This is a genomic window from Novosphingobium sp. BL-S-34 (assembly GCF_056857015.1).
This window is the reverse complement of record NZ_JBXEPV010000003.1, coordinates 371,773-395,579: the sequence shown is the minus strand read 5'-3', so window position 1 is coordinate 395,579 and position 23,807 is coordinate 371,773. Positions and strand designations below refer to the sequence as shown.

Genomic DNA, 23,807 nt, shown 5'->3' with positions numbered 1-23,807 from the left:
CGAAGCCGATGGATTTCGGCGCATATTCGCGAAACTCCCTTCATAGTCATCCTACAAACTGTCCCAAAATGAGCAAAGCTGTCGTTAACTAACATTTAGCAATTGCTTACGGTGCTTAGGCTTTCTAAGCCCCCGACGGCGCCCGGTGCGGGGCGTACTGATGTGGACGACAGGGGCTACTCATGCCGTTCACACATTAAGCGGGGGCTTGATGATGATTGACTATTCATGGCGGCTGTCGCTTGCCGCCATCAAGGCCGGCAGCTTATTGCTTGCCGCGTTGCTTGTCATCGAGCCAGCAAAGGCTGCCACGGAGTCCGTGGCGATCGATGTCGTTGCCCGCATCAAGGAACGGTGCGGCTTCGCCGCCAACGGTCCAGCCAGCATCACCGCGCCGCGCGATCTCGAAGGCGCCGCCAACTTCTCTCTGGCAGTTGGGCTCGACTGCAACACACCTTATGCCCTGGGCGTAACGTCGCAGCGCGGCGCGCTGACGAATGTCGATGCGAACGACGACGGCTCGGGCTTTTCCTTCAGCAAGCGCTACCGGGTTTCGGTCATGCTCGAAACCGACAAGGGCGCCGTTCGCAGTGCGCCCTGTGCGTCCGACGAGATGGCGGATGGCGGACGGTGCGCTTTCGCAAGCCTCGTTCCCGGACGCGGCCTCAAGTCCGGCGCCGGCATCAGTGTCGGTCGCAATGCCGTGATCTCGATCGACTGGGCGGCGCAAGCTCTGAACCAGCCCCGCCTTGCGGCGGGCCGCTACAAAGACACCCTCATTCTGGTGGTTGGGCCACGCGCATAATTGCAGTCCAGCCACACGGAGGGCGGAGCGTTGGGTCGACGCACCGCTCAACCATCGGCCGCCTGTCCCGGTAGCCGGTGCAAGTCGCAAGACCCGCGAAAGCGGTCTTCAATTCTCCGACGCGTTCCTGCGTCAAAATACTCAAGGAGTTGAATATGAAGCGTTCGATCCTCGCCGCCAGCGCGGCAGCCGTTTTCGCAGTCGCCGCCGGTTCGGCTAACGCCGCCGATACGCGCATCGACATCAATGCGCAGGTCGACAGCAAGTGCGGCATCTCTTCGCAGGCTTCGTCGATCACCCTGGGCGATCTGACCGATGCCAATGCCAAGGTCCGTTCGACCGTTACCGAAGAAATCGCACAGAAGCTGACCGACGCGCGCGTCGTTGCCTTCTGCAACAACGGCGGCAGCAACGTCCGCGTCGCCCGCGCCGTGCTCGCCCTTGACGGCGCTTCCGGCACCGGCCTCGCCCAGGGCGATTTCGCCCAGTTCATCCGTTACAACCTCGACACCTCAATCAACGGCCTGGCCCTCGACTCGACCTCGACCGACGAAGGCTCGACCGTGGCGCAGCGCTTCGGCGGCCACGACAGCCTCAGCTCGGCCGCTACCCGCGTCCAGTTCGTCAAGGCTGCCAGCCAGGGCGCCGCTGTCGCCTCGTCGAACGGCTCCAGCCGCACCGCCACCAACTGGTCGTCGCTGACCGATCGTCGGCTGGCTGCCGGCAACTACTCGGGTTACGTCTCGATCGAGCTGACCCCGGCTGCCTGATGTTGCTCGGAGGCGGACGCTTGCGTCCGCCTCCAGCTTCTCCTGCCCCTGCCCTTGGCCCTGCTTCCCGAGACCCGCTCATGACCACGCCTCTTCCCCGGCGCGCATTGCGCCCGCTGCTGTCGTTCCTCGCACTGATGGCGACCACCGTCCCCAGCCTGGCTTTGAACGTGCAGCCCGTCGTGGTCGACCTCCAGACGGCAGGTCGCCGGACTTCGGCCATCGTCACGTTGCAGAACACCTTCCCCGAAACCGTGCCCGTCGAAGTGACGGTCCACCCGGTCAATGTCGTGAATGGGGAACTGCGCGAAGCTGAGGACGTCGAAAGCGACGATGTCCTCGTGTTCCCCAGCCAAGCGACCCTTGGCGGCAACCAGTCCCAGGCGTTCCGCGTCCAGTGGATCGGTCAGCCGCTGGAAGGCGAAAGCCGTCATTTCTATGTGACCATCGCCCAGCTTCCGGTTGCCATGCCGGAAAGCCAGAACGCGATTCAGGTCCTCCACCGCTTCAAGGTGCTCGTCAGCGTCGGGACGAACGACGAAGTGCCTTCGCTCAAGATCGTCGAAGCCAAGGTCGGCACGGATGCGGCCGGGAAACCGCAGCCGGTCATCACGATCGCCAACGATGGTGCCAATTACGGCTACGTCGCCACTAACCGCATGACCCTGATCGAGCGGCGCGGGGACGGTTCCGAGGCTTATCGCAAGACTTTCGAACCCGAAGAGATCCGCGAGAGCATGGGCCTCGGACTGGTGCCTTCTAAAGCCAGTCGAATTTTTCCCATCAACGTCGAACTCCCGGATGCCGGCGGCACCCTTTCGGTCGAACTGAATTCAGCCGGAAGCAAATGACGCCGTGGCGAACCGCCGTTCCCTCTATCTCCTAGGCCTTGCGGGCCTGGCGCCGGGATTGACGCTGTTCGGTTCACTCGCTGCCTATGCGCAGACGAATGTGCCCTCGCGGGCCGAAAAACCGACAACGCCGGGCGAACACCCCGCCGTTTCCCCGGAGCGCCTCAACCGAACCGGGCGCGACATCCCCATGGGAGGGCCGCTGTCCGACAACGGCTTCGTCCTGGGCGAGGTGTCCTACACGCTGACCGCAGACGACCGTATATTAGTCGACACCAAGGAGCTGCTTGCCCTGCTGCGCGGCGTCCTCTCCACCGAGGCGTGGACAAGGGTTGCCGCCGGCATCGAAAGCAAGGCTGCAATCTCTACCGGCGACATGCAGGCGCTAGGCATCGGTCTCGCTTACGACCAGGCCAGCCTCGGCCTGCTCATGACGCTGGACCCAACCCTTCGCGTGCGACAATCGATCCGCGTCATGGGCTACGACCCCGTGGCAGGGCCGATCCAGCCTGCTGAAGATGTTTCTGCCTATCTCACCGCCTTCGTTAACAGCGACTACGTGCACAAGGGAAGCCGGACCGGGTTCCAGACCCCGAACATCGTCTTCGACAGCGCGATACGGGTCAGCGGTTTCGTGCTCGAGAACGAAGGCAGTATCCAGGACAGCTTCCGGCGTGAAGGCACCCGTATCGTCTATGACGATGCGCGAGGCACCGCCAGATATACCGCAGGCGATCTGGAACCGGTATCGCGCGGGTTTTCCGGATCCAGCCCGATGGCTGGTCTCTCGCTTTCGCGGGTCTATGCCGACCTCGATCCGCAGCGCAACATCCAGCCGCGCGGTCAAAGGTCGTTCACCCTTACCCGTGCCTCCACGGTGGAAACGATCGTCAACGGGCAATCGGTGCAGGTGACCCGGCTCAATCCTGGTACTTACGACATTGGCGACTTTCCCTTCGCGCAAGGGTCCAACGACGTGAGGCTGATCGTCCGTGACGACAGCGGCCGCGAGAACGTGATCTCGTTTTCTATCAATTTCGATCGGACCCTGCTTGCCGCCGGCCTCAGCGAGTTCGGGCTCTATGGCGGCGTGAAAGCGCCGTTCGGTACAGGCGGCCGCCGCTACAGCGACGATCCGATCGCTTCCGGCTTCTATCGCCATGGCCTGACCGAGGAATTGACGGTCGGAGGAAACTTCCAGCTTCAGCGCCGGGGCGGCGTAGGCGGCGCCGAGGTTGTCTGGGCCTCGCCCGTCGGCACCCTGGCCCTCAACCTCGCCGGCTCGCATAACAAAGACGTCGGCAGCGGCTATGCCGTCAATGTCGGCTACGAGCTTTCGCGCGTTGGCACGGGCGGCAACGCCCGCTCGCTGACAGCTTCCATCCAGGCGACCAGCAGGAACTTCGCGCTGCCGGACAGCCTCTCCGCCAGCAACCCCTACGCTCTGGATCTGGGCGCAACGTACTCCCAATCCCTCGGCGCCGACCACTATTTCAGCCTCGACGGGTTCTATTCGGTTGCTCGCGGCGATCGGAAGGATCAGTCCACCGCCCGCGCCACGTACGGGTGGCGGCCCAACCAGCGTCTGCTGCTGACTGCGGAAGCATCCTACCAGAGCAGCGAACGAAGGTCCGGCCCGGGCGCCCGGGTTTCCCTGATCTACCGCTTCGACCGGAGCTCGAGCGTCACCGCCGATCTCGATAGCCAGCGCGAGCGTGCCCGCCTCAGTTACCAGCGCTCCAGCGGCACCGGCGTCGGATCCTACAATGCCTCGGCAAACATCGACCGGGTCGAGGATTCGGTAGGCGTTAATGCCGCTGCGAACGTGCTCCTCAACCGCGCGGAACTCGGCGCGGCCCACAACACATCGTTTTCGAACAGCGGCGCGATCATCGACCAGCGCACATCGCTGCGCACGGCCTTCTCGGTGGCCTATGCCGGCGGCAGTGTTGCCCTGTCCCGCCCGATCTACGACAGTTTCGCAATCGTGAAGCCCCATGCCTCACTGGAAGGCAAATCCGTCTACATCGATCCCCGCAAGGACGAGTACGTCGCCAGGTCGGGCACGTTCGGCGGCGCGGTCATGTCGCAGTTGACGTCTTATTCTCCCCGGCTGCTGACTTATGACGTGCCCGATGCGCCAGCCGGCTACGATATCGGATCGGGTATCGTCCAGTTCAGGCCGCCCTATCGCTCAGGCCATCTGGTAGAGATCGGGTCGGACTACTTCGTCACTTATACCGGCCAATTGCTGATGCCGAGCGGCGCGCCGCTCGAGTTGGTGGGCGGGAACGCTTTCGAACTCGCGGCGCCTGATCGCAAGCCGGTACAGATGTTCACCAACCGCAGCGGCCAATTCGCTGTGCAAGGTCTGCGTCCAGGCAAATGGCGCATCGAGATGCCCATGAACGATGGCAAGCTCGTCTACATGATCGACGTGACGACAACCGAAGCCGCATTGCAGCGCGGCGGTGCATTGAAGCCCGAGGGAACCCCATGAAGATCGCCGCCACGCTCCTGACCTGCGCCGTCCTCACCCTGGTTCTGCCTGGGGCGGCCAGGGCCAACTGCGCCGATTTCCGCGCCTCCGCGAGCGAACTCACCCTCGACTACGATCCGTTCAATCCGGCCGAAATCGAGCGGAACTTCACCATTCACGTCCGGCGCCTGGATCCGCGCGTCACAGCCGTGCGCCTCGTGCTTGCCAATCCCGGCGCGATCAATCGCGGCGCGGCGCTGGGGCGGAGGGATTCGGTACGCTACGATATCCGCTGGGTGCGCGATGCTGGCCGCATGGTCCTGATCTCCGGCGCGGAACAGCCCAACCCGACCAACGGGGCGGTTGTTCAGTTCGGTGCCGGCGCCAGCGGAGACAACGTCAACGAAAGCTTCCGCATCCAGATACCGGCCGGTCAGGGGATCGTCGCCGGAAACTACTATCAGCCGCTCGAACTGCGGTTCGTATGCCTTGCCGGCCGCGACGAACTTGACCGCGGCATGCAGCTTGGCAGCCAGGTCGCGGTAGATCTGACAGTGCCGGAACGTATCGCCACGTTCGTCGGATCGATGGGTACGCAGCGCGGACGTATTGATTTCGGAGATGTGGACGGCTCCAGCGGCAACGTCATCCGCGGTCTCACGGTGACTGCCCAGTCAACAGTGCCTTACGAAATCCAGGTGGACAAGGAGCGCGGCACCATGAAGCGCTTTGCCGGGGATGACGCCGCTCTTCCCTACGCGCTGAAGGTGTCGGGTTTCCCGGTGGCCGACCGCTCGATGATCGCTTGCAGCCAGACGCCGGCTCCGGGTGGGCGAAGCCATGGCGTGCAGGTGGAACTTGCCGGAAACGATTTGCATCGCCTGCCGGCAGGTCAGTATGCGGACGTCGTCACGCTCACGTTCTCACCCCGCCTTGGGCTTTCGGGGGGCGAGGGATGCTCGTCGGTCCGCCCCTGATAGGCCTTGCAGCTTAAAACACTGCGCCCTTGGGTTCGGCTTCGAGACTGAAGTCCATATCCACGGCCGGCGCCTGGTTCAGGACAAGCCGGAGTTGGCGCTCCCGATAGGCGGGGGTGCGATTATCGACGATTACCGTGTGCGTCTGCGTCGGTGAGAGCGGTACACGAACGCCGCCGACATCCACCCAGGCATCCACCAGTCCGGCAGGATGGTTGAGCGTGATTTTGTAGCCGGCGAGGCTGTTGCACAGTTCGCGCATCGTTCCGAGATCGTTGGCACCGGTTTGGATGGCATGCGCGGGCGGTGCGGAGATGCTGACCTGGCAGACCGTGGGTACGCGGCCGGTAACGGCAATCGAAGCGCCGTCGTAAGCGGTGGCGGAAGCTGCGGGAAAAAGCAGCAAAACTCCCACCAACGCGCAACGTTTCATTCCAGACGTGAGCATATTACCCTCCTGCTGAAATCGACAATCGCGTGCCGAACTGAAATCGACGTAAAGCGGCTTAGTTAACAAGTCCTTTTGGCTATCAAGTCCGCATCAGGGGCAACCTTGGCCGTTCGGGCAGCACAAAGTCCTGCCAAAGCTGCGCTCCGAGCCAGGAGCATCCTAATGCTCGTATGAACACGTTGCCACGAAAGGCGCTTCTGAAAGCTTGAGAGCGGCATCTCAGCACTTGCTTCGCCTTCTTCCTCCATCGGTCATTGCAGCGGCCAGATGAGCTTACACTCGGACCCATTTCAAGCGTCGCTGACTGTGGTCGGCAACGGAAAAACGTCCGCTGAAGGTCGTTTACGGGCGCAGATGCGCCTCCACCGGGTAGGGTCTGGCTCTTCGCTGTAGCGAGGAGCCAGATAGCTTCAGTTTCAGTGCCTTCTGCGAGCGTCAAAGCATCCTCCACGTCCACGCCCCGGTATCTGACCGTGCTTTCAATCTTCATGTGGCCAAGCAAAATCTGGACCGCCCGGAGATTTCCAGTCGCCTTGTAGATGATCGATGCCTTGGTTCGGCGCAAAGAGTGCGTGCCGTAATCTTCGCCGGACAAGCCGATACCGGTAACCCATTCGTCGACAAAGGAAGCATATCGGCGGGTGCTGATGTGGGCTGCGTGATCGGTGCGGCTAGGAAATGCAAAGTCCTCCAAGGATCCACCTCGGAATTCGAGCCATTTGAGTATGGTCAAGCAGGCTTCCAGGAGATGCGTCAGCAGCCTGGGCTTCCGTGTCGTCAGACACTCGAAGATCGTGTCGGCGTGATCAAATGTCGGGCTATTTGGTAGGCCTTCCAACATTTCGACCGTTGCCCGCTCCGCGCCGGCGATCCGTAGAAAATAATCCCACGGCTCACTATCAACGAATCCCTCATCACCGCGTTCCAGGCCGCACCCTCGCCGCACACGCTCTGCGCGCTTCGGTCCGACCTTGAGGCGGTTGACCTGTCGTGCCGGCGCACCCGCCGCATAACGCAGCCCGCCACGCCCGAGGTGATTGCGGACTATCTCGATGCGCGGGCAGAGGAGGGCAGCAAGCCGGCGTCGCTCTCGCGCTACAAGGCCTCGATCGCTCGGGTGCATAAGCTGCTTGGCATCGCCGACCGGACCCGGCGCCGCTGGTCAGGCTGCAGCTCGCAGCCATCAACAAAGCAAAGGGGGTGGCGCAGACCCAGGCGCGGCCGCTGCGAGTCAAGGGGCCGGTGCGGGACATTGCGAGTGATGCGCCGCGCGGGCTCAACATTATTGCACTGCTTGACAGCTGTCCCGACGATATTCCGGGGCTGCGCGACCGCGCGCTACTGTTGGTGGCCTACGACACCGCTAGCGTTCCTATCCGCGTCATCACCTGGACATAGAAGCGAACGTCGGCCGTCTGCAGCTCGGCGTCCTAATCGCTTTTCGCCACGACCGCTTCACGCCGGCCTCCCCGCGCGAAGGAGGCAATTGGCGACATAAAGGTGCTGATAGAGAAAGCCGCGATGGACGGATTCGATACGATTGAGTTGCCGCGGATCGAGCACGATCGGCCTTTCGCCTTGCGAGGGTGAAGCTTGCTCCATCGCTGGCTCGTCCCGGCTTTCGAGGTCAGGCATGGATTACCCCTGGCGGCGCATGAACTCGGCGAACAGCGGGACGCTGAAATCGAGATAGCCGTGATCGGTGCTGTAGATCATGCCCTTGGAGATGATGCTCGATCTGGCCGGTCCCAGGGATTTTTGAGTGCGGTCCATGGCTTGGGCAATGTCGGCCATCGCGTAGGGGCCATCGCCGAGTTGGGCCATCGCCTTTACGAACTGGACTTCCGCCTTGGTCAGGCGATCGATCCGCACTTTGAAGAAGCCTTCGTCTAACAGCGCCAGCGTTTCGGCGTAGGAGTGGTCGACATCGGCAAGAGTTATCTCTGGCCCATCCGCGTTGTTCCACACGACCGATGCCCATTCCTGGATGAAGAATGGATAGCCCTTGGTACGTTCAACGATGGCCTGCAGCGCTTCAGGGGCGATGCTGGCCTCTTCTTCGACGATCGGCTTTTCTATCGCCTGCCCGGCTGAGGGCGGATCGAGCGGCCCCACCGCAGGATATTGAAACAGCCGCTCGGCATAGGATTTTGCTTCGCCCGCCAGGCGGGCGATCTGCGGCAGGCCGGCGCCGACAAGAAGAACGGGCAAGCCTTCCTGCGACATTCGGTGCAGCGCGACGATGAGTGCCGAGAGGTCAGATTCGGAAAGATACTGAACTTCGTCGATCAACAGGACCCAGCCACGTTCTGCAGCCTGCGCCGCTTTCCCGATCAGCGTGAAGAGATCCGGCTGAAGGTCGCCGGTATCGGCGAGACCCGGCTCAGGATCGACGCCGACTTCGACGCCTGCTATCTCGATCTTGAAGATAGAGGCAAAGTTGCGCAGACCCTTGAGGCCGCGCGTTGCAAGCTGCTTGGCCGTTTCCACCCCGGAGAGCGAGCGCATGACCTTGCGCATCTCGGGATAAAGAAGGCGGGCAAGGCTTTCGCCTTCCGGCGCTTCGACCCGCGAAATCAGGAGGCCTTCGCGTTCCGCGTTTCGGCCGATTTCATTGAGCAGCACGGTCTTTCCGGTGCCCCGCAAGCCCAGCAGCATGATCGACCGGGCACTTCGTCCCTTGATCGCTCGCCCAGAGGAAATCCGCGCTGCCTCCAGGATCGCGTCTCGGCCTGCCAGCTCGGGAGGACGGCTGCCGGCGCCGGGCGCAAACGGATTACGGTAGGGATCCGTGTTGTCTTTCGTCGGCTGTCAGAAGTGTCTAGCGCTTTATAGGGCCGACTATCAAAAATTGCTAGACTTTGATAGACATCGCTAGGAGGCCCGCCGTTGTGGCTTCCACTCAAATATGGGAGACGGATCGCACGGTCGGTCGGTGGCCATGCCGCCTGACCGCAAATCAGGTGCTCAGAGACGTCGCCAGGCAGGCGACGCAGCCTCCGTCGTTCCATTTGCGGCAATTGATGATGAATCGACCCCAGTGTCGCCATCGCGCTCCGTTCGTGTCATTCCCGCTGGATCGACGACAAGACGGAACTGGCGCGGCATGCCCGCAGGTGAGGTCAGCGCAAGTTGAGCATGGTCACTGCTGAGGGCGCGCGCGGACGGATACGCGCGTATCCTGCCGGGGGTGGGCGGGTGTGCTGCACTGCCACTGGATGAGGCGCAGATGGCCAGCGCACGAGAAACTTTCCGCCGAATGGCGACGATTACGGCCAAATCGGCTAAGGCGGAAGGCGCGATGCTGCTTTCCGCTGGCGAGTTATCCCGACAGCATGACGCTTGCTCGGCGGAACCTATCTGGCCAAGGATTGCTGCCAGGGGCGCGCCGAACTGTGCGACCCGCTTCTGGCCGAACTTACCTGCTGCTTAAGAGGCAACGATGACCGATGTCGTGATCTACCATAACCCCCTTTTCCGGGACCTCTCGTAATGGCTCGGCCATGATCAGGAATGCGGGCATTGCGCCTCATGCCGTCAGGTACCTGCAGACGCCGCCAAACCGTTCGCTGCTGGTGGAACTCATTGAGCGGGCCGGCATTACGCCACCCGCTTTGCTGCGCGAGACGGGTACGCCCTGTGCCGAACCCGGCCTCGGCGACGAGACTTTGACGGACGAGGCCCTGATCGACGCGATGATGAAGCATTCGATTCTCATCAATCGGCCTCTGGTGGTGTCGCCGCTGGGCGTAGAGCTTTGCCGCCCTTCCGAAGAAGTGCTGGATATCCTGCCGACCGAGCAGCGCGGCACTTTCGTCAAGGGAGACTGCGAAGTTTTGGAAGCAAGCCGGCGATGAGCATCTTGGTTCGCCGGGCAACGGTCGACGATGCGCGCGCCATTGCCGCCATCTACGCGCATCATGTTCTGCACGGCACGGCGACGTACGAAGTCTTGCCGCCGACCGAGGGCGAGACCGTTGAGAAGATCTTGACGGTGTCCGGCCGGGGCTGGCCTTTCCTTGTCGCCTGCGATGGCGGTCAGGTGGTCGGCTATGCCTACGCCACGCAGTTCCGGGATCGACCGGCCTACGCCTATGCCTGCGAGAACAGCATCTACGTGGCGCACGACCGGCGCGGTGGCGGCATCGGCAAGCGGCTGCTCGAGGCCTTGCTGGAAGCCGCTGAGGCCCACGGGTTCCGGCGGATGGTTGCGGTCATCGGCGGGGCGGAGCCTGCCTCTGTAGCCCTCCATGGTTCCTGCGGTTTTGAGCACGCTGGACGCTTGACAGGCATGGGCTGGAAGGCGGGCCGCTGGCTCGACACGGTTTACATGCAGATCGCTTTGGGCAGCGGCATCGCGACCGGGCCCGGTGCTTCCGGCACGGACTGACGGCCATGTCGTTGTTCGAGCGTTATCCCCAGCGACCTGCCGCTGCCCGATCAAATAGCAAGAGACGATCACTCTGCTGTGCATGAATTGCGCGAGCACGCGCTCTGGTCGGAAGGCATGGTCTGGTGCAGCCCAGAGCGCCGCGGCTAAATCAGCGGCATCAAGAAGACGCAGAGTGATCATATGCCGCTCCAAATGTTCTGGATGCTGGCGACGCAGGGACGCTTGTTGTCATGCAGGTGTCCGGCGGCTCGCAATCGTTCAATGCGGTCAATTCGTGGCGCCTGCTAGGTCGCTGGATGCGAAAGTTTACGCCGCAACTAGTCCTCTATTGCGATGGCCTATAGGGAATTTGACGAAGCCAGACGGATGCGAGCGTCGAGTTATTACGAGCGCTGGAGGAACTGGTGCGCTTCACGGTGTCGATGCGGCCGCACTCGGGGCATCTCGTCGAACGCTGTTCCGAACGCAAGGAGGCTGGGCTTCCGGTCGATAGTGCAGCAGATCACTCCGCAATTGCAATCGCGCCTTAATCCTGATGGCCGGCCTGTGCCATCGAATGACCGGTCTGGATCTAAGCGCAATGGGGGTGAATATCTGAGATAAGGCCCAGAGCCGCCGCTCTGCTGTAATTCCGAGGTTCTTGCAACGGCAAGGACCCAGCGCAGTTTCAGATTTCAGTCCCCTCTGCGAGCGTCAACACGTCCACCTCGAGATATCTGACCGTCGCAACGGCAGAGATGGTGCCGTTGTCGCAAGTGAAGCTGCGGTGGAGCCCGCTTATTTCGTTGCAACTGTAGGTCGGGCATGCGGACTAGCGTTGCTTCGACGTCCGCAGGATGAATTCCGACATTAGCCGCACGAGATCGTTACCGCGCTCGTTCAACATGTTGTGGCCGCAGTTCGGCAAGCCGATCAGCCACGCACCCGGTCTCGACTTGGCGATGGCGAGCGCTTTCCTACACGGCGACCCTGAGCGCTGGACGCTCGACCGGAGATCGCGGTTTTCTGCCGTCCTCGGTTTGAAAAGCTATCTCGTTTCTCTAATCGGCCGCCTCCAAGTCTGCGACCGCCAGCAACTCAGTCCTAGATCGCGTTATCTCGGATTCAGAAGGACTTATTGGGGGACCGTCGTTCGGTACGATCGTGACAATCACACGGCGGCGACGGGTCCGAGCCAGTGTTCCGTCGTCCCTCAGCTCAGGACAAAATGTGCCTCCCAAACCTTGTCGACCTGGGGCGCAGCTATCGGCAGTTCTGTCCCTTCGGGTCGTCTTCAGACCGCCGCTGGAACGGCTAGTGGGCAAAATCATACGCTTGGTACCCGCCGGAGAAACCGGACAAACCGGAGCGACAAGTTCGACAGGTGGTCGGCCACATTGTTGGGGCTTACGGCACTGGTCGGCGCGCCGAGCTCGTAAACTTTTCAGGGAAATAGCAAAACTTTATTGTCAACTAAATTGGTGGAGATTAGCCATGCTTTCCGCAGATTAGTCCGACAAAAAGGGGTGCGTGTTTTGAAACGTCTCACCGGAGCAGTTGTGCTCCTGCTCACCAGCACGTCCGCTTTGGCGCAGGAAGCGAATGTACAGAATTCCACAGAATCCCGCGAGGAAAGTCGCGAGAGCGCGGAGATTCTGGTCACTGGTATTCGTAAGAGCCTGGCAGATTCACTGGCGGTGAAGCGCGACTCTGCCCAAGTCGTTGACGCCATCTCGGCCGAGGATGTCGGTAAATTCCCCGACAAAAACATCGGCGAAGCGCTTCAGCGCGTGACCGGTGTGCAAATCACCCGAAGCGGCGGCGAAGGTTCGGCAATCACCATTCGCGGTGCAGATCCCTCGCTCAACCGCGTGGAGATCAACGGCCAGTCGGCGCTTTCCACCTCGATTGCGGCGGCAGCGGGGAACGGCAGCAACCGCGCGGTCGATTTCCGCGATCTGCCCGCCGAATTCGTCTCACGCCTCGAAGTGCTGAAGTCCGCAACGCCGGATATGACCGAAGGCGGACTTGGCGGGACCGTGCGCATCATCACCCGCCGCCCGTTCGACAGCAAGGATGGCTACCTCGCGGGCTCCGCTCAGGGGATCTACAACGAACTGGCGGACAAGGTCGACCCCAAGTTCGCACTGATCGGTTCCAAGCTCTTCGCCCATGACACCATCGGCGTGCTGCTTTCGGGCACGTACGAGAGTCGCACTATTCGCTACGATCAGGCTCGCACCACCGGTTGGCGGCAGGTCGAGACCACACAGCCTGCGACGCCTGCCGCGCAGAACTGCCTTTCGGGTCGGAATCAGGCCCGCTGTGTCGATCTTGATGGTAGCGGTTTCGGTGATTTCTACCCCGACATCCCGCGCTACATCACCTCAACCGAACCGACCAAGCGCTATGCTCTGAACGGCATTATAGAATGGCGCCCGAGCGACGATTTTCGCGCCTACGTGGAAGGCACCTATACCCGCAGCGACACGACATCTGACGACCAATACCTGCAGCTCAGCACCACCCAGTCGGTGGCGAACGGCGGCATTGACCCCACCGGCGTCGTCATCCGCGACGAAACCGCGCAGACGGTGACCTTCGTCAACGGTTCCAACGCCGGCTCCGGCCCGAGCGTCAATTATCGCAGCGTGATCGGCAGCCTTAACCGGCGCACCTTCAACGGCATTCTTGGCGCCGAGTGGACCACCGGCAAGTTCAAGCTCTCGGCGCGCGGCACTTACGCGGCCTCGCGTGTCCTGAACGACGAGGTGGACGTCACCGCCTCGGTCTCCGGCAAGACCGCGCTGCCGTGGATCACGATCGACTACAACAACCCGCAGAACGCACCTAACATCATCCTGCCGATCGACACTACGACCACGCAGGGTATCAACAGCCTCGCGGTCGAGGCCCGCCCGCGCCTCAACAAGCAGCGCGAGACCGGCGCCAAGTTCGATGCCGAATACAAGCCCGACGAAAGCGGCGTCCTGACCTCGCTGAAGAGCGGCGTTGAGCTGAACCAGCTGGTCTCCAGCAGCCGCTTCCAGAACGCGGTCTATACGCTGAACGGCATCACCGGCCAGACCACGCTGACCCGCTCGGGCGTGACCGGCACCCAGGTCCTGGGCACGACGGCCCCGGCCGCACAGCTCACCAATATCCAGGACCTGTTGAACACCTACGGCGGCATGGGCGACGGCAGCTTCTTCAAGACCGGCGATCTCGGATTTTCCGGCATCGACCGGTGGTGGAACCTGGGCGACAATCTCGCCAAAGCCGTGGGCATTCCCGATCCCTACACCAGCATCTCGCCGCTCGACACCTACCGGGTTCGCGAGAGCACGATCGCGGGGTATTTCCAGGGTGCCTTCAAGGCCAATCTCGGCTTCGAGCTGACCGGCGTTGTCGGCGCGCGGCTCGTTCACACGCGCACCGTCTCAAGTGGTAGCCAGAGCACTGATGGCGTCATCACGCCCGCGCGGTACACCGGCGAATATACCGTATTGCTGCCCTCGCTGAACCTGCGCGCCGAAGTAATTCCCCGTAAGCTGGTGGTGCGCGCCACCGCATCTGATGTGCTGGCCCGCCCGGCACCGTCGCAGATGGCGCCCAACGTCAAGCTGGACTCGGTCGGCCTTACAGGATCACGTGGCAATCCGGCACTCAAGCCTTACCGCGCGTGGCAGTACGATCTCGGGTTTGAGTACTATATCTCGCGCACAAATTACGTGTCGATCACCGGCTTCCGCAAGGATATCAAGTCGTTCATCGACACTGCCAGCCAAGAGGAAGAGATCGACGGGCAGGTCTATACGATCAAGATGCCGATCAACGGCACCCAGCACGTCACCATCCAGGGCTTCGAGGCAGGCGCGCAGCTTGGGCTGGACTTCCTGCCGGGCCTGCTGGGCAATCTCGGTGTGACCGCGAACTACACGTTCAACACCGACAGCGGCTACGAAGGGAGGGACTACTTCACTGACGCTTCGCTGCCGTTCCCCGGTGTCTCCCGCAACAGCTACAACGCCTCGGTATTCTATGACGACGGGCACTTCGCCATTCGCGGGTCGTACAACTGGCGCAGCCGCTATCTGATCAACGCGGTCGATCGCGGCAACAACCCCTCGTTCGGCGAGGCCTTCGGTCAGTTCGACGCTTCGGCCAGCTACATCATCAACCCAAATGTCTCGGTGTTCCTGGAAGGCGTCAACCTCACCGATTCCACCCGGATCGAGAACGCCAACAGCGTCTATCGTCGCAACGTGATCGAGACCTATGGTCGCCGGATCTACTTCGGCGTGCGGGCCAAGCTGTGACGCAGCCGGGACTTTCCCGGCGCATGATGGTCGCGGGTCTGGCGGGAGCCTATCTCCTGCCGGCTCCGACTTTCGGGCGAAACAAAGGTCGCCGCCTGTTCACGGACACGTTCCGCCATGGCCTGGGTCAGTGGCGGATCGAGGCTGAGGCCCCCGCGCACGTCTCGGCGGAACGGGATGTGCTCGATATCGAGGCGCCTGCCGGGCTCACGCTCTGGTTCCTGCCGCGCCTCGAAGGCCGGATCGCCATCGAATACGAGGCGCAGGCCGTCTTGGCAGGCGGTGCGAACGACCGGGTAAGCGATCTCAACTGCTTCTGGATGGCGCAGGATCGAGCGGCTCCGGAGGGAAATGCGATCGCACGCCCGCGCTCGGGGAAGTTTGAGGACTACGACGATCTCGAAACCTACTACGTCGGTCTCGGCGGCAATGGCAATTCGACCACCCGCTTGCGCCGCTATGTCGGAAAGCCCGGCGTGCGGCCTTTGCTGCCTGAAAACGACCGGCGCGGCGCGGCGGACATGCTGGTCGCCAACCGCTGGCAGCGCATTCGCCTGATCGCTGACGGCGCCCGGATCGGCTTCTTCCGCGACGACCGGCAACTCTTCGCTTTCGAAGACCCCGCGCCGCTGACGAGCGGCCATTTCGCCCTGCGAACCACTGCCAGCCATCTGCGCCTGCGCAATTTCGCCGTCTCCCGCCTCGCTTGAACTCAGGAATTTCCATGCCTCGCCCGATGCCCTGCTCACGTCGCGCCCTCCTGCGCGCCGGTCTTCTCGGCGGTGCCGCCATCTCTCTGCCGGGCCGCGTTCTCGCCGGGTCATCTCCGGCAGCGGGCAGCGACTTGCACTGGCTCGATGGCGCCGAACCTGCCTGGGATGGCGGGCAGAGCTTCGGCATGCCCTGGCCGCGCGGCGCCGTGCGCCATGTCGACCGCCTCGCCGCACATGCCGGAAACATAGCCCTGCCGATACAGAGCTGGCCGCTCGCCTACTGGCCCGACGGTTCGGTCAAGTGGAGCGGCCATGCCCTTGCCGCCGGAAAACATGCGGTGAACCGGGTGACGATCGCTGCAGGGCAACCTGCCACCCCGGCCGCCGCCCCAGCCGACTGCGTCACCGTCGACCAGCGCGCCGAAGCCATCGAGGTGAACGTCGGCCTCACGCGCTGGCGCGTTCCCCGGCAAGGTAGCGCCGTGATTGCCTCTGCCGAACGCGGCGGCCGCGTGCTGCTGCGCGATGTCTTACTAGTCGCCCGCGCGCAGGATGCCGCTTCAGCCGAGGAAGCGGACACGCTTTCCCAGCGCCGCTTCACCAGTAGGATCGAGAGCGTCACCGTCGAGCAATCCGGCCCGGTCCGCGCGGTGCTGAAAATCGACGGCACCCACGCAGGCGCTGCGCGCTCTTGGCTGCCGTTCAGCCTGCGCCTCTATTTCACCAGCGGCAGCGACGCGGTGCGGATCGTCCATAGCTTCATCTGGGACGGCGATTCCGCCCATGATTTCCTCTCCGGTCTGGGCATCCAGGCCACCGTACCGATGCGCGGGGAGCTGCATGACCGTCACGTCCGCCTCGCGACCGAGACCGGCCTGTTCTCCGAAGCCGTGCGTCCTCTGACCGGCCTGCGCCGCGATCCCGGCGAAGCGTTCCGGCAGGCGCAGATCGATGGCCGCGCCGTGCCCGATGTGGCCACCCTGCCCGAAAAGTTCGCGCCGCTGCTGGAAAGCATCCCCGCCTGGGGCGACTTCCGTCTCTTCCAAGGCACGTCGGAAGGCTTCGTGGTGACCAAGCGCACCGCGAAAGGCCGCGCTTCGATCCAGTCGATTGAGGGCCACCGCGCACGCGGACTGGCCTATGTCGGCTCCCCTCAGGGCGGCGCGGCGATCGGCATGGCGGACTTCTGGAAGCGTCATCCCGTCCAGCTCGACATTGTCGGGGCGAGCGGCGACGAGGCCCAGCTCACCGCATGGCTCTGGGCGCCCGATGCCCCGGCCATGGACATGCGCTCCTACCGCGGCGTTCTGGGCATGACCGACTACCCCGCGCAGAACCGGGGCCTCGACGTGACTTACGAGGACTACGAGCCGGGCTGGGATTCCGCACAGGGCATCGCACGCACTAACGAACTCTGGGTCTGGGCGCTGCCCGCGACGCCCGACGCGACCGAACTGGAAAGCTACGCCGCCCATGTCGCCCGCCCGCCACGCCTTCAGGCGAGCCCCGCGCAGATCCGCGCCGCCGGAGTGTTCGGAGACTGGGCACTGCCCATCGCCAGAGGCCCGGCGGCCGAGGCCGTGGAGCGCCAGAACGACCTCCTGCTGGGCCATTACCAGGGCGAGATCGAGCGTCGCCATTGGTACGGTTTCTGGAATCACGGCGACGTCATGCACACTTACGATGCCGACCGGCACCAATGGCGCTACGACATCGGCGGCTATGCTTGGGACAACAGCGAACTCTCGACCGACCTCTGGCTCTGGTACAGCTATTTGCGCACGGGCCGCGCCGACCTGTTCCGCATGGCCGAGGCGATGACGCGCCACACAGGTGAGGTCGACGTCTATCACGCCGGGCCATGGGCCGGGCTCGGAACCCGCCACGGCGTCCAACACTGGAGCGACAGTTCAAAACAGCCCCGCGTCTCCAACGCCGCCTATCGCCGCATCTATTACTACCTCACCGGCGACGAGCGCGTCGGCGACCTGATGCGAGCGCTTGTCCATTCCGACCGTGCGCTCCAGAAAGTCGATATCGGCCGCAAGGTGGCTGATCGCGCGCTGGAATCGCTGCCACCCGGCGGCATCGCGGCCGTCACGAAGCCGCAGGGCCTGCCCGAAGGCGTGATCCAGCTCCAGTTCGGCACCAGCTGGGGCAGCCTTGTCGCCGCGTGGTTCACTGAGTGGGAGCGTACCGGAGACCGCCGCTGGCGCGACCGCATCGTAGCAGGCATGGACAGCATTGTCAGTTTGCCGCGGCAGTGGTGGGCGGGCGGCGCGAATTTCGACCTCGCAAGCGGCCGCTTCGTGTCAGGCGGTGATCAGATCAGCGTCAGCCACCTCAATGCCGTGTTCGGCGTGGTCGAGATCATGGCCGAAGTCCTGCCGTTGATCGACGCGCCCCGCTACCGCGCGGTGTGGGTCGACTACTGCGCTTGGTACAACGCTCCCGCCGCCGATTGGCAGCGCCGCTTTGGAGAGCCTCCGCGCGGACACAACTTGCGACAGGCCCATTCGCGCCTCACCGCCTATGCTGCGCATGCGCTTGGCGATGCAGCCTTGGCGGAACGGGCGTGGCGCGAATTCCACGAAGGAGAATTTTCCGACACAGTGAGGGAACGGCGGGTCGGGGAGGGGCAAGTCGAGATAGATGGCCTTTCCACCAATAGTGCCGCACAATGGGGGTTGGCGGCTATTCAAAACCTGGCCCTTTTATCGCCGAGTGTTGTCGAGGCGATGGAGCACGGCGGGTAGCGGAGCTGCTGGTTTCCTAGAGCCCCCACACCGCGGAGTGCCTCCATCATTTCTGCGAAACCGTTACCGCTCAATGGTCCCACCGGCATAGGCATATCCTGGTAATGCATTGGCCGGGTAGTCACCCCCCGGGGGTCGACGGGACGGGGCAATCGCAATCGATATCGCAATCTGGTCAGCTTGCGCGAAACTGCCAAATTCGGATCGACGCTATCATGCCCGCCTGATATCGGATAAAAGACCGAGAATTCTGTTTGCGATCCGGTTGCGGGCCGGTGCGTCGACGGCAGCTGGGGACCTATTCCCGCCACTTATGGCATAAATTTTCATTCCCAACAGCGGACGGGCGGCTATTTTACTGTCGAGTTCCTAAAGGCTGACCAATTGGTTCCCTTCACTCATCGATCGGGTTCGATCGAGAGGTATCGATCACCTCATGCATCGCCTTTTGAAGGCGTCCGTGGAAGTCGCTGAGACGCGCCAGACGTAGTGCGGCTTCGCCAGTGGCAACTTCAGCGACGGATGCCGCAATAAGATCTGACATATCGCCCAGCGTGGCAACTTGCCGCTTCAGAGGCGTGCCGGGATCGTCACCGCAAACATACACCATCCGTTTGCTGCCGCGCGTGGCCAGAGCCTTGGCGTTGCCATAGGGTTCCAGCATCCTTGTAGCCGTATGTGCATGGCTGCGGCTGATTTCCAGATCGCGAGCGATATCGTCGAGGCTCACCGGCTCGTTCATGATCTGGAGGTAGCCGTAGAGCCTCGCCGCGTTGGGCGAAAGGCTCCACGTCCCCAGCAGGTTCGCGAGGCTATCGATGAACCGGATTTGTTCAGGCGTCAGTCGGGTGGTTGACATATCTTCAATCTACTGGATATAGCGTATACAGAGTATATGAGTCCTGTATGGCGTTTGTTTTGAATCGGATCAACCGCAAACAACGGGCAGGACACCCGCTCGAGAAAGCTTGAAGGAGAGCTTGCATGACCGTGCTTACGGAAACCACACAGACGACTGTCCTGCCCGAAGGCCTGCTGTTCATCGATGGTGAGATTCGCCGCGCCGAGGGTGGCAGAACCTATGACAATATCGGCCCCTGGACCGGTGAGGTCGTCGGTGTTGCCGCCGATGCTTCCGCCACCGACGTGGAGCAGGCGATCGCCGCCGCCCGCCGCGCGTTCGACACCACAGACTGGTCCACCAACCATGAGAAGCGCTTTGCCCTCGTCCAGAGGCTCCACGACCTGTTCGTGGCCAATACGGACCGGCTTGTCGCCATCGCCAGGCACGAGGTCGGTGCGCCGATGATGGCCGTCAACCGTGCACAGGTGGCGAACTGCCTCAACAGTTGGCGCGATCTGATGGAGATCTATCCCCAGTTGAAATGGGAGAAGGACTATGGCGTCCGCGCGACGTCCTTCGGCAAGAGCCAGCGAACTGCTTATTATGAAGCGATCGGCGTCGTTGCAGCCATCACGCCGTGGAATTTCCCGCTCTATGTGAACGCGGAGAAAGTTGTCTCAGCGCTTCTGGCCGGCTGCACAGTCATCCTGAAACCGGCGCCCGACACACCGCTGGCGGGCACGATCTTCGGGGAACTGGCCGCCGAGGCAGGCTTTCCTGTCGGTGTCATCAACGTCATCACAGCGAGCGATCCGGCTGAAGCGGGTGAAATGCTCGTCACCGACCCCCGGGTCGATCTCATCACCTTCACCGGCTCGACGGCCATCGGCAAGCACATCATGCGGCAAGGGGCTGAAACGATGAAGCGCGCTTTCCTGGAACTGGGCGGCAAGTCCGTGAAGATTATCCTGGATGACGCCCCCAACTTCGCGCAGGAGGTGGCCCAGTCCATCCTCGTGTTTCATGCGGGTCAAGGATGTGCCGTCCAGTCTCGCCTCCTCGTGCCCCGGAGCCGTTATGCGGAGGCCGTCGCCGCGCTGAAGGCCTCTTATGATGCCTTCGCCGACAAATGGGGCCATTTCGATGACCCGGCCTGCTCCATGGGTCCAGTCGTATCGAAGAAGCAGCTCGAGCGAGTGAAGAGCTATGTCGATATCGGTTTGGCCGAAGGAGCCACTCTTCTTGCGGGGGGCAATCTGCGTCCCGACAAGGGCAGCGGCTGGTTCATCGAGCCCACCTGCTTCGTCGATGTCACAAACAAAATGAGGATCGCGCAGGAGGAAATATTCGGTCCGGTGCTCGTCGTCATTCCCTATGACGATGACGAGGATGCCATTCGCATCGCTAACGACAGCGTCTACGGCCTCTCGGGCGGAATTATTTCGGCCGACTTCGACCGCGCGCATGCCATCTCCAAGCGCATTCGCACCGGCACATTCGGCATCAATGGAGGCGTGCCGATCAACGGCGATCTCCCGTTCGGAGGCTACAAGCACAGCGGCATAGGCCGCGCATGGGGCGTAGAGGGTATCGAAGAATATCTTGAGACAAAGATGGTTTCCTGGCCCGCGTGAACCGAGAGCCCGGCGGGCATAGCATGTCCGCCGGTTCCCGTGCCCTGTCGAAGAACGACCACTTCACGACGTTCCAAAGCGTAGTAAGAAGGACACCTTAAAACACGGCGGTCATTGCCGGTTACAACGAATGGGCAAGCCCGATGGTTATTGTCCCGCAAATGGACCAATCAATTCCAATTCGTTAGGTTATCAAAGCACTTTCGTCATCATACCTGCGATCTTGGACGATCGGTCCCGTGAGGGTCCGATCGTCTTGGCAGATGCAGCGGAATTCTCCGTTCGGCTGGAAGAGGAGTTGGAACTTTCCATGTATACGTTGTCCTACGCAATCCCTGTGAATTCCAAAGACACTGGACCCCAGTTGACTCGCGAGCAGGTCTGGAAGGGGCTCGAGATGAAAGCGGAAAACGCCATTCCCTTCGTCGATGGGATGACTCAGTGTGATGTGATCGAGCGCGACGGAAACACCATTTTGCGTGAGATCACTTTCAACGGCGCCCAAAGCCGTGAGGCCATCACATTGTACGAGCCGGTAAAGGTGCGGTTCGAGCGGACCGACGGTACCGGCTGGATTGACAACACGATCAGTGATTCCGAAACAGGCCTAATCCTGTCCTTCACTTTCGGTATCAATTTTCCGGACATCGAAGCCGGCAGCGCAGAGGAAAAGGCAAAGGGCGACGGTATGCGTGGCGCCTACGTGGGAGCCGTTGCGGCTACACTCGACCGCGTTCGGCAGATGGTTGCGAGCGGCGAACTTTAAGCACGTTCGGCGTTATCATAAATGAACCCTGGGACGAACCATGACTGTTGAAGCTTTTCGTGACGAAGTCCTTGCCATGGAGGGGCTTAGCCTCAAGGCCATGCTCGAAGGTGACATTGCGGTCCTCTCGCGCATGACCGGCGACGAGTACGTCCATGTCGAAATCAACGGAACCAAGCGAAGCAAAGCGCAGTTTCTCGACGGGCTGCGTGCGGCCGAATACCGGTTTGAGAACTTCGTCGCCATCCATGGTAAAACCGGGATCGTGACTGGCAGCTATTACAACAGGATCAAGATACCCGCCGGCCTGCAGCCGGTGAAGGACGCGCGGCATATCCGTGGATACATCCTCCGGGACGGTGCATGGATTAACATCGCCCATCAGGCGACCGCTGTTTCGGCATCCTAAGGTCTCCCTTGCCGGTCAGGCGCTTTCGCGGGCAATGGCGCGCAGCGCCTGCTCGAACGCGTTGACCGGCTGCCCTCCGGAAATGTGATATTTGCCGGCGATGACGACGGCGGGCACCGACGAGATGCCGCGCGACTGCCATAGAGCCTCGGTGGCGCGGACGTCGTCGGCGAACCGACCGGACGACAGGATGTCGCTCGCCTCGCCGCAATCCAGCCCCACAATGTCGCGGCATCAAGCAGGGCCTCCCGGTCGGCGGTTTTGCGACTGTGCGAAAAGCACATCTCGAACAGCGCGTGCTTGAGTTCGACCTGCCGGCCTTCGATGGCAGCCCAGTGGAGCAGGCGGTGCGCATCGAACGGGTTGTAGAACCGGTCACCCTCGGCCATCCGCATCGCGAAGCCGAATTCCGCGGCGCGCGACCGGATCATTTCGCGGTCGATGGCGAACTGCCCGGGCGTCGTACCATACTTTTGCGCAAGATGCTCGACCATGTCCTGTCCCTCAGCGGCCATCTGCGGGTTGAGTTCGAAGGGCGACAGGGGATATCGGCGGTCACCTCGTCTCTGGCCCGGACCAGCGCCTCCTCCAGCGATCTGCGACCAATTACGCACCACAGGCATGCCTCGTCGGACATGAACTCCATCTGCAATTGCATTGGCACTGGCGTGAACCCGGAATTTAAGAAGCGGTCAGGTTGGGCGATGAGATTTCCGGGCTATTGTCGTGATCGCGCCCAGCAAGCAGATCAAACCTCTTCAATTGTCTTTCAAGTGCTCTTTCAGGAACTCGATGAAACGCTGCGTCTTTGCCGGCAGCAATCTCGTTTCCGTGATCGCATAGATGGGTGTCGGTTGACCATGCCACTCGGGCAGGATGCGCCTGAGCCGTCCCTGCGCCACTTCGGTCGCGACGATCTCTTCCGAGATCAATGCGACGCCCTTGTCGAGCGCAGCCAGACCACGGATCATGCCGACGCTGTTGATCCTGAACCGGCCGGACACCGGGACTTCCACCGTTTCCTTGCCGGACTGCAGGCTCCAGATTCTGAATGCCGGCATGAACAGGCATTCGTGATTGCGCAGGTCATCCGGGTGACGTGGTTCGCTGTGCCGTTCCAGATACGCCGGCGAAGCGTAGATGTACGGTTTCAGGCGGGCAAGCGGCCGAGCGATCATGTGCGAAGCCTCGGGCTCGCCCATGCGGATTGCAAGGTCGAACGGCTCGGCCACCAGATCGACCCTGCGCGGGGTAAGGTCGAGATCGAAGGTGATGCCCGGATACAGCGCCGCGAACTGGCTGATCAGCGGGGTGAGATAGGCATTCGCGAAATCGACCGGAAGAGAGACGCGCAACTGTCCGGTCGGCGACTCCAGCAAATCGCCGAGTTGTTCGTGGGCAAGACGGGCCTCATCAACGATCCGTCGACATCGTTCGTAGTAGATCTGCCCGGCCTCGGTCGGTTCGAGCTTGCGTGTCGTGCGGTGAAGCAGGCGCAGGCCGATGGCTTTTTCCAGCAGGCTGATCCGCCGGGATAAAGTCGAATTCGGGATGCCGACAGCTTCCGCAGCGCCCCGAAAACTACGCGCTTTCACCACCTCGACGAATAGCGCCATGTCATTCAGCAGTTCCACGCATTGCTCCACCTATGGATTAATCAA

18 protein-coding genes and 4 pseudogenes are annotated in these 23,807 nt (G+C 62.1%); 15 read left to right on the top strand and 7 right to left on the bottom strand.

Annotated features, from left to right (window positions below; translation table 11 throughout):
* Nucleotides 1–160 precede the first annotated feature (160 nt).
* The 5 genes from AC1VV3_RS24605 to AC1VV3_RS24585 all read left to right on the top strand — a co-directional run bounded on the left by AC1VV3_RS24605 (nucleotide 161) and on the right by AC1VV3_RS24585 (nucleotide 5,882).
* Nucleotides 161–805, top strand: a complete 645-nt coding sequence (locus AC1VV3_RS24605) for a hypothetical protein (protein ID WP_165921546.1) — start codon at nucleotides 161–163, stop codon at nucleotides 803–805.
* A 155-nt stretch (nucleotides 806–960) separates the two neighbouring features.
* The gene (locus AC1VV3_RS24600; protein ID WP_132269814.1) at nucleotides 961–1,575 is read left to right on the top strand and encodes a hypothetical protein; all 615 of its coding nucleotides are present in this window, start codon (nucleotides 961–963) and stop codon (nucleotides 1,573–1,575) included.
* An 80-nt stretch (nucleotides 1,576–1,655) separates the two neighbouring features.
* Entirely contained in the window at nucleotides 1,656–2,426 is a 771-nt protein-coding gene (locus tag AC1VV3_RS24595; protein ID WP_465128610.1) for a fimbrial biogenesis chaperone, read from the top strand.
* Nucleotides 2,427–2,430: 4 nt separating this feature from the next.
* Complete coding sequence (locus tag AC1VV3_RS24590; protein WP_465128611.1) at nucleotides 2,431–4,926, top strand: fimbria/pilus outer membrane usher protein; 2,496 nt, start codon at nucleotides 2,431–2,433, stop codon at nucleotides 4,924–4,926.
* Nucleotides 4,923–5,882 carry a hypothetical protein gene (locus AC1VV3_RS24585; protein WP_132269820.1) on the top strand — a complete coding sequence of 320 codons (960 nt, stop codon included), beginning with the start codon at nucleotides 4,923–4,925 and terminating at the stop codon, nucleotides 5,880–5,882. Before AC1VV3_RS24590 ends, AC1VV3_RS24585 begins: the two co-directional genes overlap by 4 nt.
* Nucleotides 5,883–5,895: 13 nt before the next feature.
* Here the strand turns inward: AC1VV3_RS24585 and AC1VV3_RS24580 are convergent, their stop codons facing one another.
* Entirely contained in the window at nucleotides 5,896–6,330 is a 435-nt protein-coding gene (locus AC1VV3_RS24580; protein ID WP_442045117.1) for a hypothetical protein, read from the bottom strand.
* A gap of 418 nt (nucleotides 6,331–6,748) precedes the next feature.
* A pseudogene (locus tag AC1VV3_RS24575) lies at nucleotides 6,749–7,279 on the bottom strand (type IV toxin-antitoxin system AbiEi family antitoxin domain-containing protein); the annotation flags it as partial.
* Between AC1VV3_RS24575 and AC1VV3_RS24570 the strand changes: the two are divergent.
* Nucleotides 7,214–7,695, top strand: a pseudogene (locus AC1VV3_RS24570) (integrase); the annotation flags it as partial. The pseudogenes AC1VV3_RS24575 and AC1VV3_RS24570 sit on opposite strands and share 66 nt — an antisense overlap.
* Before the next feature lie 93 nt (nucleotides 7,696–7,788).
* On the opposite strand, the gene AC1VV3_RS24565 reads toward AC1VV3_RS24570, so the two are convergent.
* Both AC1VV3_RS24565 and AC1VV3_RS24560 read right to left on the bottom strand, forming a co-directional pair.
* Nucleotides 7,789–7,968, bottom strand: a complete 180-nt coding sequence (locus AC1VV3_RS24565; RefSeq protein ID WP_482963634.1) for a hypothetical protein — start codon at nucleotides 7,966–7,968, stop codon at nucleotides 7,789–7,791.
* Between the two features lie 3 nt (nucleotides 7,969–7,971).
* Nucleotides 7,972–9,072 carry an ATP-binding protein gene (locus tag AC1VV3_RS24560; protein ID WP_482963663.1) on the bottom strand — a complete coding sequence of 367 codons (1,101 nt, stop codon included), beginning with the start codon at nucleotides 9,070–9,072 and terminating at the stop codon, nucleotides 7,972–7,974.
* A gap of 703 nt (nucleotides 9,073–9,775) precedes the next feature.
* On the opposite strand from AC1VV3_RS24560, the pseudogene arsC reads away from it, so the two are divergent.
* The 6 genes and pseudogenes from arsC (at nucleotide 9,776) to AC1VV3_RS24530 (ending at nucleotide 18,493) form a co-directional block, all read left to right on the top strand.
* Nucleotides 9,776–10,190, top strand: a pseudogene (arsC, locus tag AC1VV3_RS24555) (arsenate reductase (glutaredoxin)).
* Nucleotides 10,187–10,723 (top strand): GNAT family N-acetyltransferase, encoded by a 537-nt coding sequence (locus tag AC1VV3_RS24550; RefSeq protein WP_132269829.1) that lies wholly within the window; start codon nucleotides 10,187–10,189, stop codon nucleotides 10,721–10,723. The pseudogene arsC and the gene AC1VV3_RS24550 overlap by 4 nt, the downstream one beginning before the upstream one ends.
* A 27-nt stretch (nucleotides 10,724–10,750) precedes the next feature.
* Nucleotides 10,751–11,256 (top strand): annotated as a pseudogene (locus tag AC1VV3_RS24545) (NAD(P)H-dependent oxidoreductase); the annotation flags it as partial.
* Nucleotides 11,257–12,186: 930 nt separating this feature from the next.
* The gene (locus tag AC1VV3_RS24540; RefSeq protein WP_482963633.1) at nucleotides 12,187–15,024 is read left to right on the top strand and encodes a TonB-dependent receptor; all 2,838 of its coding nucleotides are present in this window, start codon (nucleotides 12,187–12,189) and stop codon (nucleotides 15,022–15,024) included.
* Nucleotides 15,025–15,047: 23 nt separating this feature from the next.
* Nucleotides 15,048–15,734: a DUF6250 domain-containing protein gene (locus AC1VV3_RS24535; RefSeq protein ID WP_482963632.1), complete on the top strand. Its 687-nt coding sequence runs from the start codon at nucleotides 15,048–15,050 to the stop codon at nucleotides 15,732–15,734.
* A 14-nt stretch (nucleotides 15,735–15,748) separates the two neighbouring features.
* A complete protein-coding gene (locus tag AC1VV3_RS24530) occupies nucleotides 15,749–18,493 on the top strand; it encodes an exo-rhamnogalacturonan lyase family protein (protein WP_482963631.1) in 2,745 nt (914 codons plus the stop codon).
* Between the two features lie 394 nt (nucleotides 18,494–18,887).
* On the opposite strand, the gene AC1VV3_RS24525 is transcribed toward AC1VV3_RS24530, so the two are convergent.
* Nucleotides 18,888–19,352, bottom strand: a complete 465-nt coding sequence (locus tag AC1VV3_RS24525) for a GbsR/MarR family transcriptional regulator (protein ID WP_482963630.1) — start codon at nucleotides 19,350–19,352, stop codon at nucleotides 18,888–18,890.
* 125 nt (nucleotides 19,353–19,477) lie between these two features.
* On the opposite strand from AC1VV3_RS24525, the gene AC1VV3_RS24520 reads away from it, so the two are divergent.
* The 3 genes from AC1VV3_RS24520 to AC1VV3_RS24510 all read left to right on the top strand — a co-directional run bounded on the left by AC1VV3_RS24520 (nucleotide 19,478) and on the right by AC1VV3_RS24510 (nucleotide 22,146).
* Nucleotides 19,478–20,971 carry an aldehyde dehydrogenase family protein gene (locus AC1VV3_RS24520; protein WP_482963629.1) on the top strand — a complete coding sequence of 498 codons (1,494 nt, stop codon included), beginning with the start codon at nucleotides 19,478–19,480 and terminating at the stop codon, nucleotides 20,969–20,971.
* Between the two features lie 130 nt (nucleotides 20,972–21,101).
* The gene (locus AC1VV3_RS24515; RefSeq protein WP_482963628.1) at nucleotides 21,102–21,737 is read left to right on the top strand and encodes an SRPBCC family protein; all 636 of its coding nucleotides are present in this window, start codon (nucleotides 21,102–21,104) and stop codon (nucleotides 21,735–21,737) included.
* Nucleotides 21,738–21,777: 40 nt separating this feature from the next.
* On the top strand, nucleotides 21,778–22,146 hold the full coding sequence (locus AC1VV3_RS24510) for a nuclear transport factor 2 family protein (protein WP_482963627.1): 369 nt from the start codon (nucleotides 21,778–21,780) through the stop codon (nucleotides 22,144–22,146).
* A 15-nt stretch (nucleotides 22,147–22,161) separates the two neighbouring features.
* Here AC1VV3_RS24510 and AC1VV3_RS24505 read toward each other — a convergent pair whose 3' ends face one another.
* Both AC1VV3_RS24505 and AC1VV3_RS24500 read right to left on the bottom strand, forming a co-directional pair.
* Nucleotides 22,162–22,368, bottom strand: a complete 207-nt coding sequence (locus AC1VV3_RS24505; protein WP_482963626.1) for a DsbA family oxidoreductase — start codon at nucleotides 22,366–22,368, stop codon at nucleotides 22,162–22,164.
* A 536-nt stretch (nucleotides 22,369–22,904) separates the two neighbouring features.
* Nucleotides 22,905–23,780, bottom strand: coding sequence for a LysR family transcriptional regulator (locus tag AC1VV3_RS24500; protein WP_482963625.1), 876 nt, complete (start codon nucleotides 23,778–23,780; stop codon nucleotides 22,905–22,907).
* Between the last annotated feature and the right edge of the window lie 27 nt (nucleotides 23,781–23,807).

Excerpts from the sequence above, each read along its gene's own strand:
- AC1VV3_RS24510 (WP_482963627.1), top strand. The coding sequence starts at position 21,778 with ATGACTGTTGAAGCTTTTCGTGACGAAGTCCTTGCCATGGAGGGGCTT.
- AC1VV3_RS24600 (WP_132269814.1), top strand. The coding sequence starts at position 961 with ATGAAGCGTTCGATCCTCGCCGCCAGCGCGGCAGCCGTTTTCGCAGTC.
- AC1VV3_RS24530 (WP_482963631.1), top strand. The coding sequence starts at position 15,749 with ATGCCTCGCCCGATGCCCTGCTCACGTCGCGCCCTCCTGCGCGCCGGT.
- AC1VV3_RS24565 (WP_482963634.1), bottom strand. The coding sequence starts at position 7,968 with ATGCCTGACCTCGAAAGCCGGGACGAGCCAGCGATGGAGCAAGCTTCA.
- AC1VV3_RS24585 (WP_132269820.1), top strand. The coding sequence starts at position 4,923 with ATGAAGATCGCCGCCACGCTCCTGACCTGCGCCGTCCTCACCCTGGTT.
- AC1VV3_RS24535 (WP_482963632.1), top strand. The coding sequence starts at position 15,048 with ATGATGGTCGCGGGTCTGGCGGGAGCCTATCTCCTGCCGGCTCCGACT.
- AC1VV3_RS24595 (WP_465128610.1), top strand. The coding sequence starts at position 1,656 with ATGACCACGCCTCTTCCCCGGCGCGCATTGCGCCCGCTGCTGTCGTTC.
- AC1VV3_RS24605 (WP_165921546.1), top strand. The coding sequence starts at position 161 with ATGTGGACGACAGGGGCTACTCATGCCGTTCACACATTAAGCGGGGGC.
- AC1VV3_RS24520 (WP_482963629.1), top strand. The coding sequence starts at position 19,478 with ATGACCGTGCTTACGGAAACCACACAGACGACTGTCCTGCCCGAAGGC.
- AC1VV3_RS24550 (WP_132269829.1), top strand. The coding sequence starts at position 10,187 with ATGAGCATCTTGGTTCGCCGGGCAACGGTCGACGATGCGCGCGCCATT.
- AC1VV3_RS24515 (WP_482963628.1), top strand. The coding sequence starts at position 21,102 with ATGGGCAAGCCCGATGGTTATTGTCCCGCAAATGGACCAATCAATTCC.
- AC1VV3_RS24525 (WP_482963630.1), bottom strand. The coding sequence starts at position 19,352 with ATGTCAACCACCCGACTGACGCCTGAACAAATCCGGTTCATCGATAGC.
- AC1VV3_RS24580 (WP_442045117.1), bottom strand. The coding sequence starts at position 6,330 with ATGCTCACGTCTGGAATGAAACGTTGCGCGTTGGTGGGAGTTTTGCTG.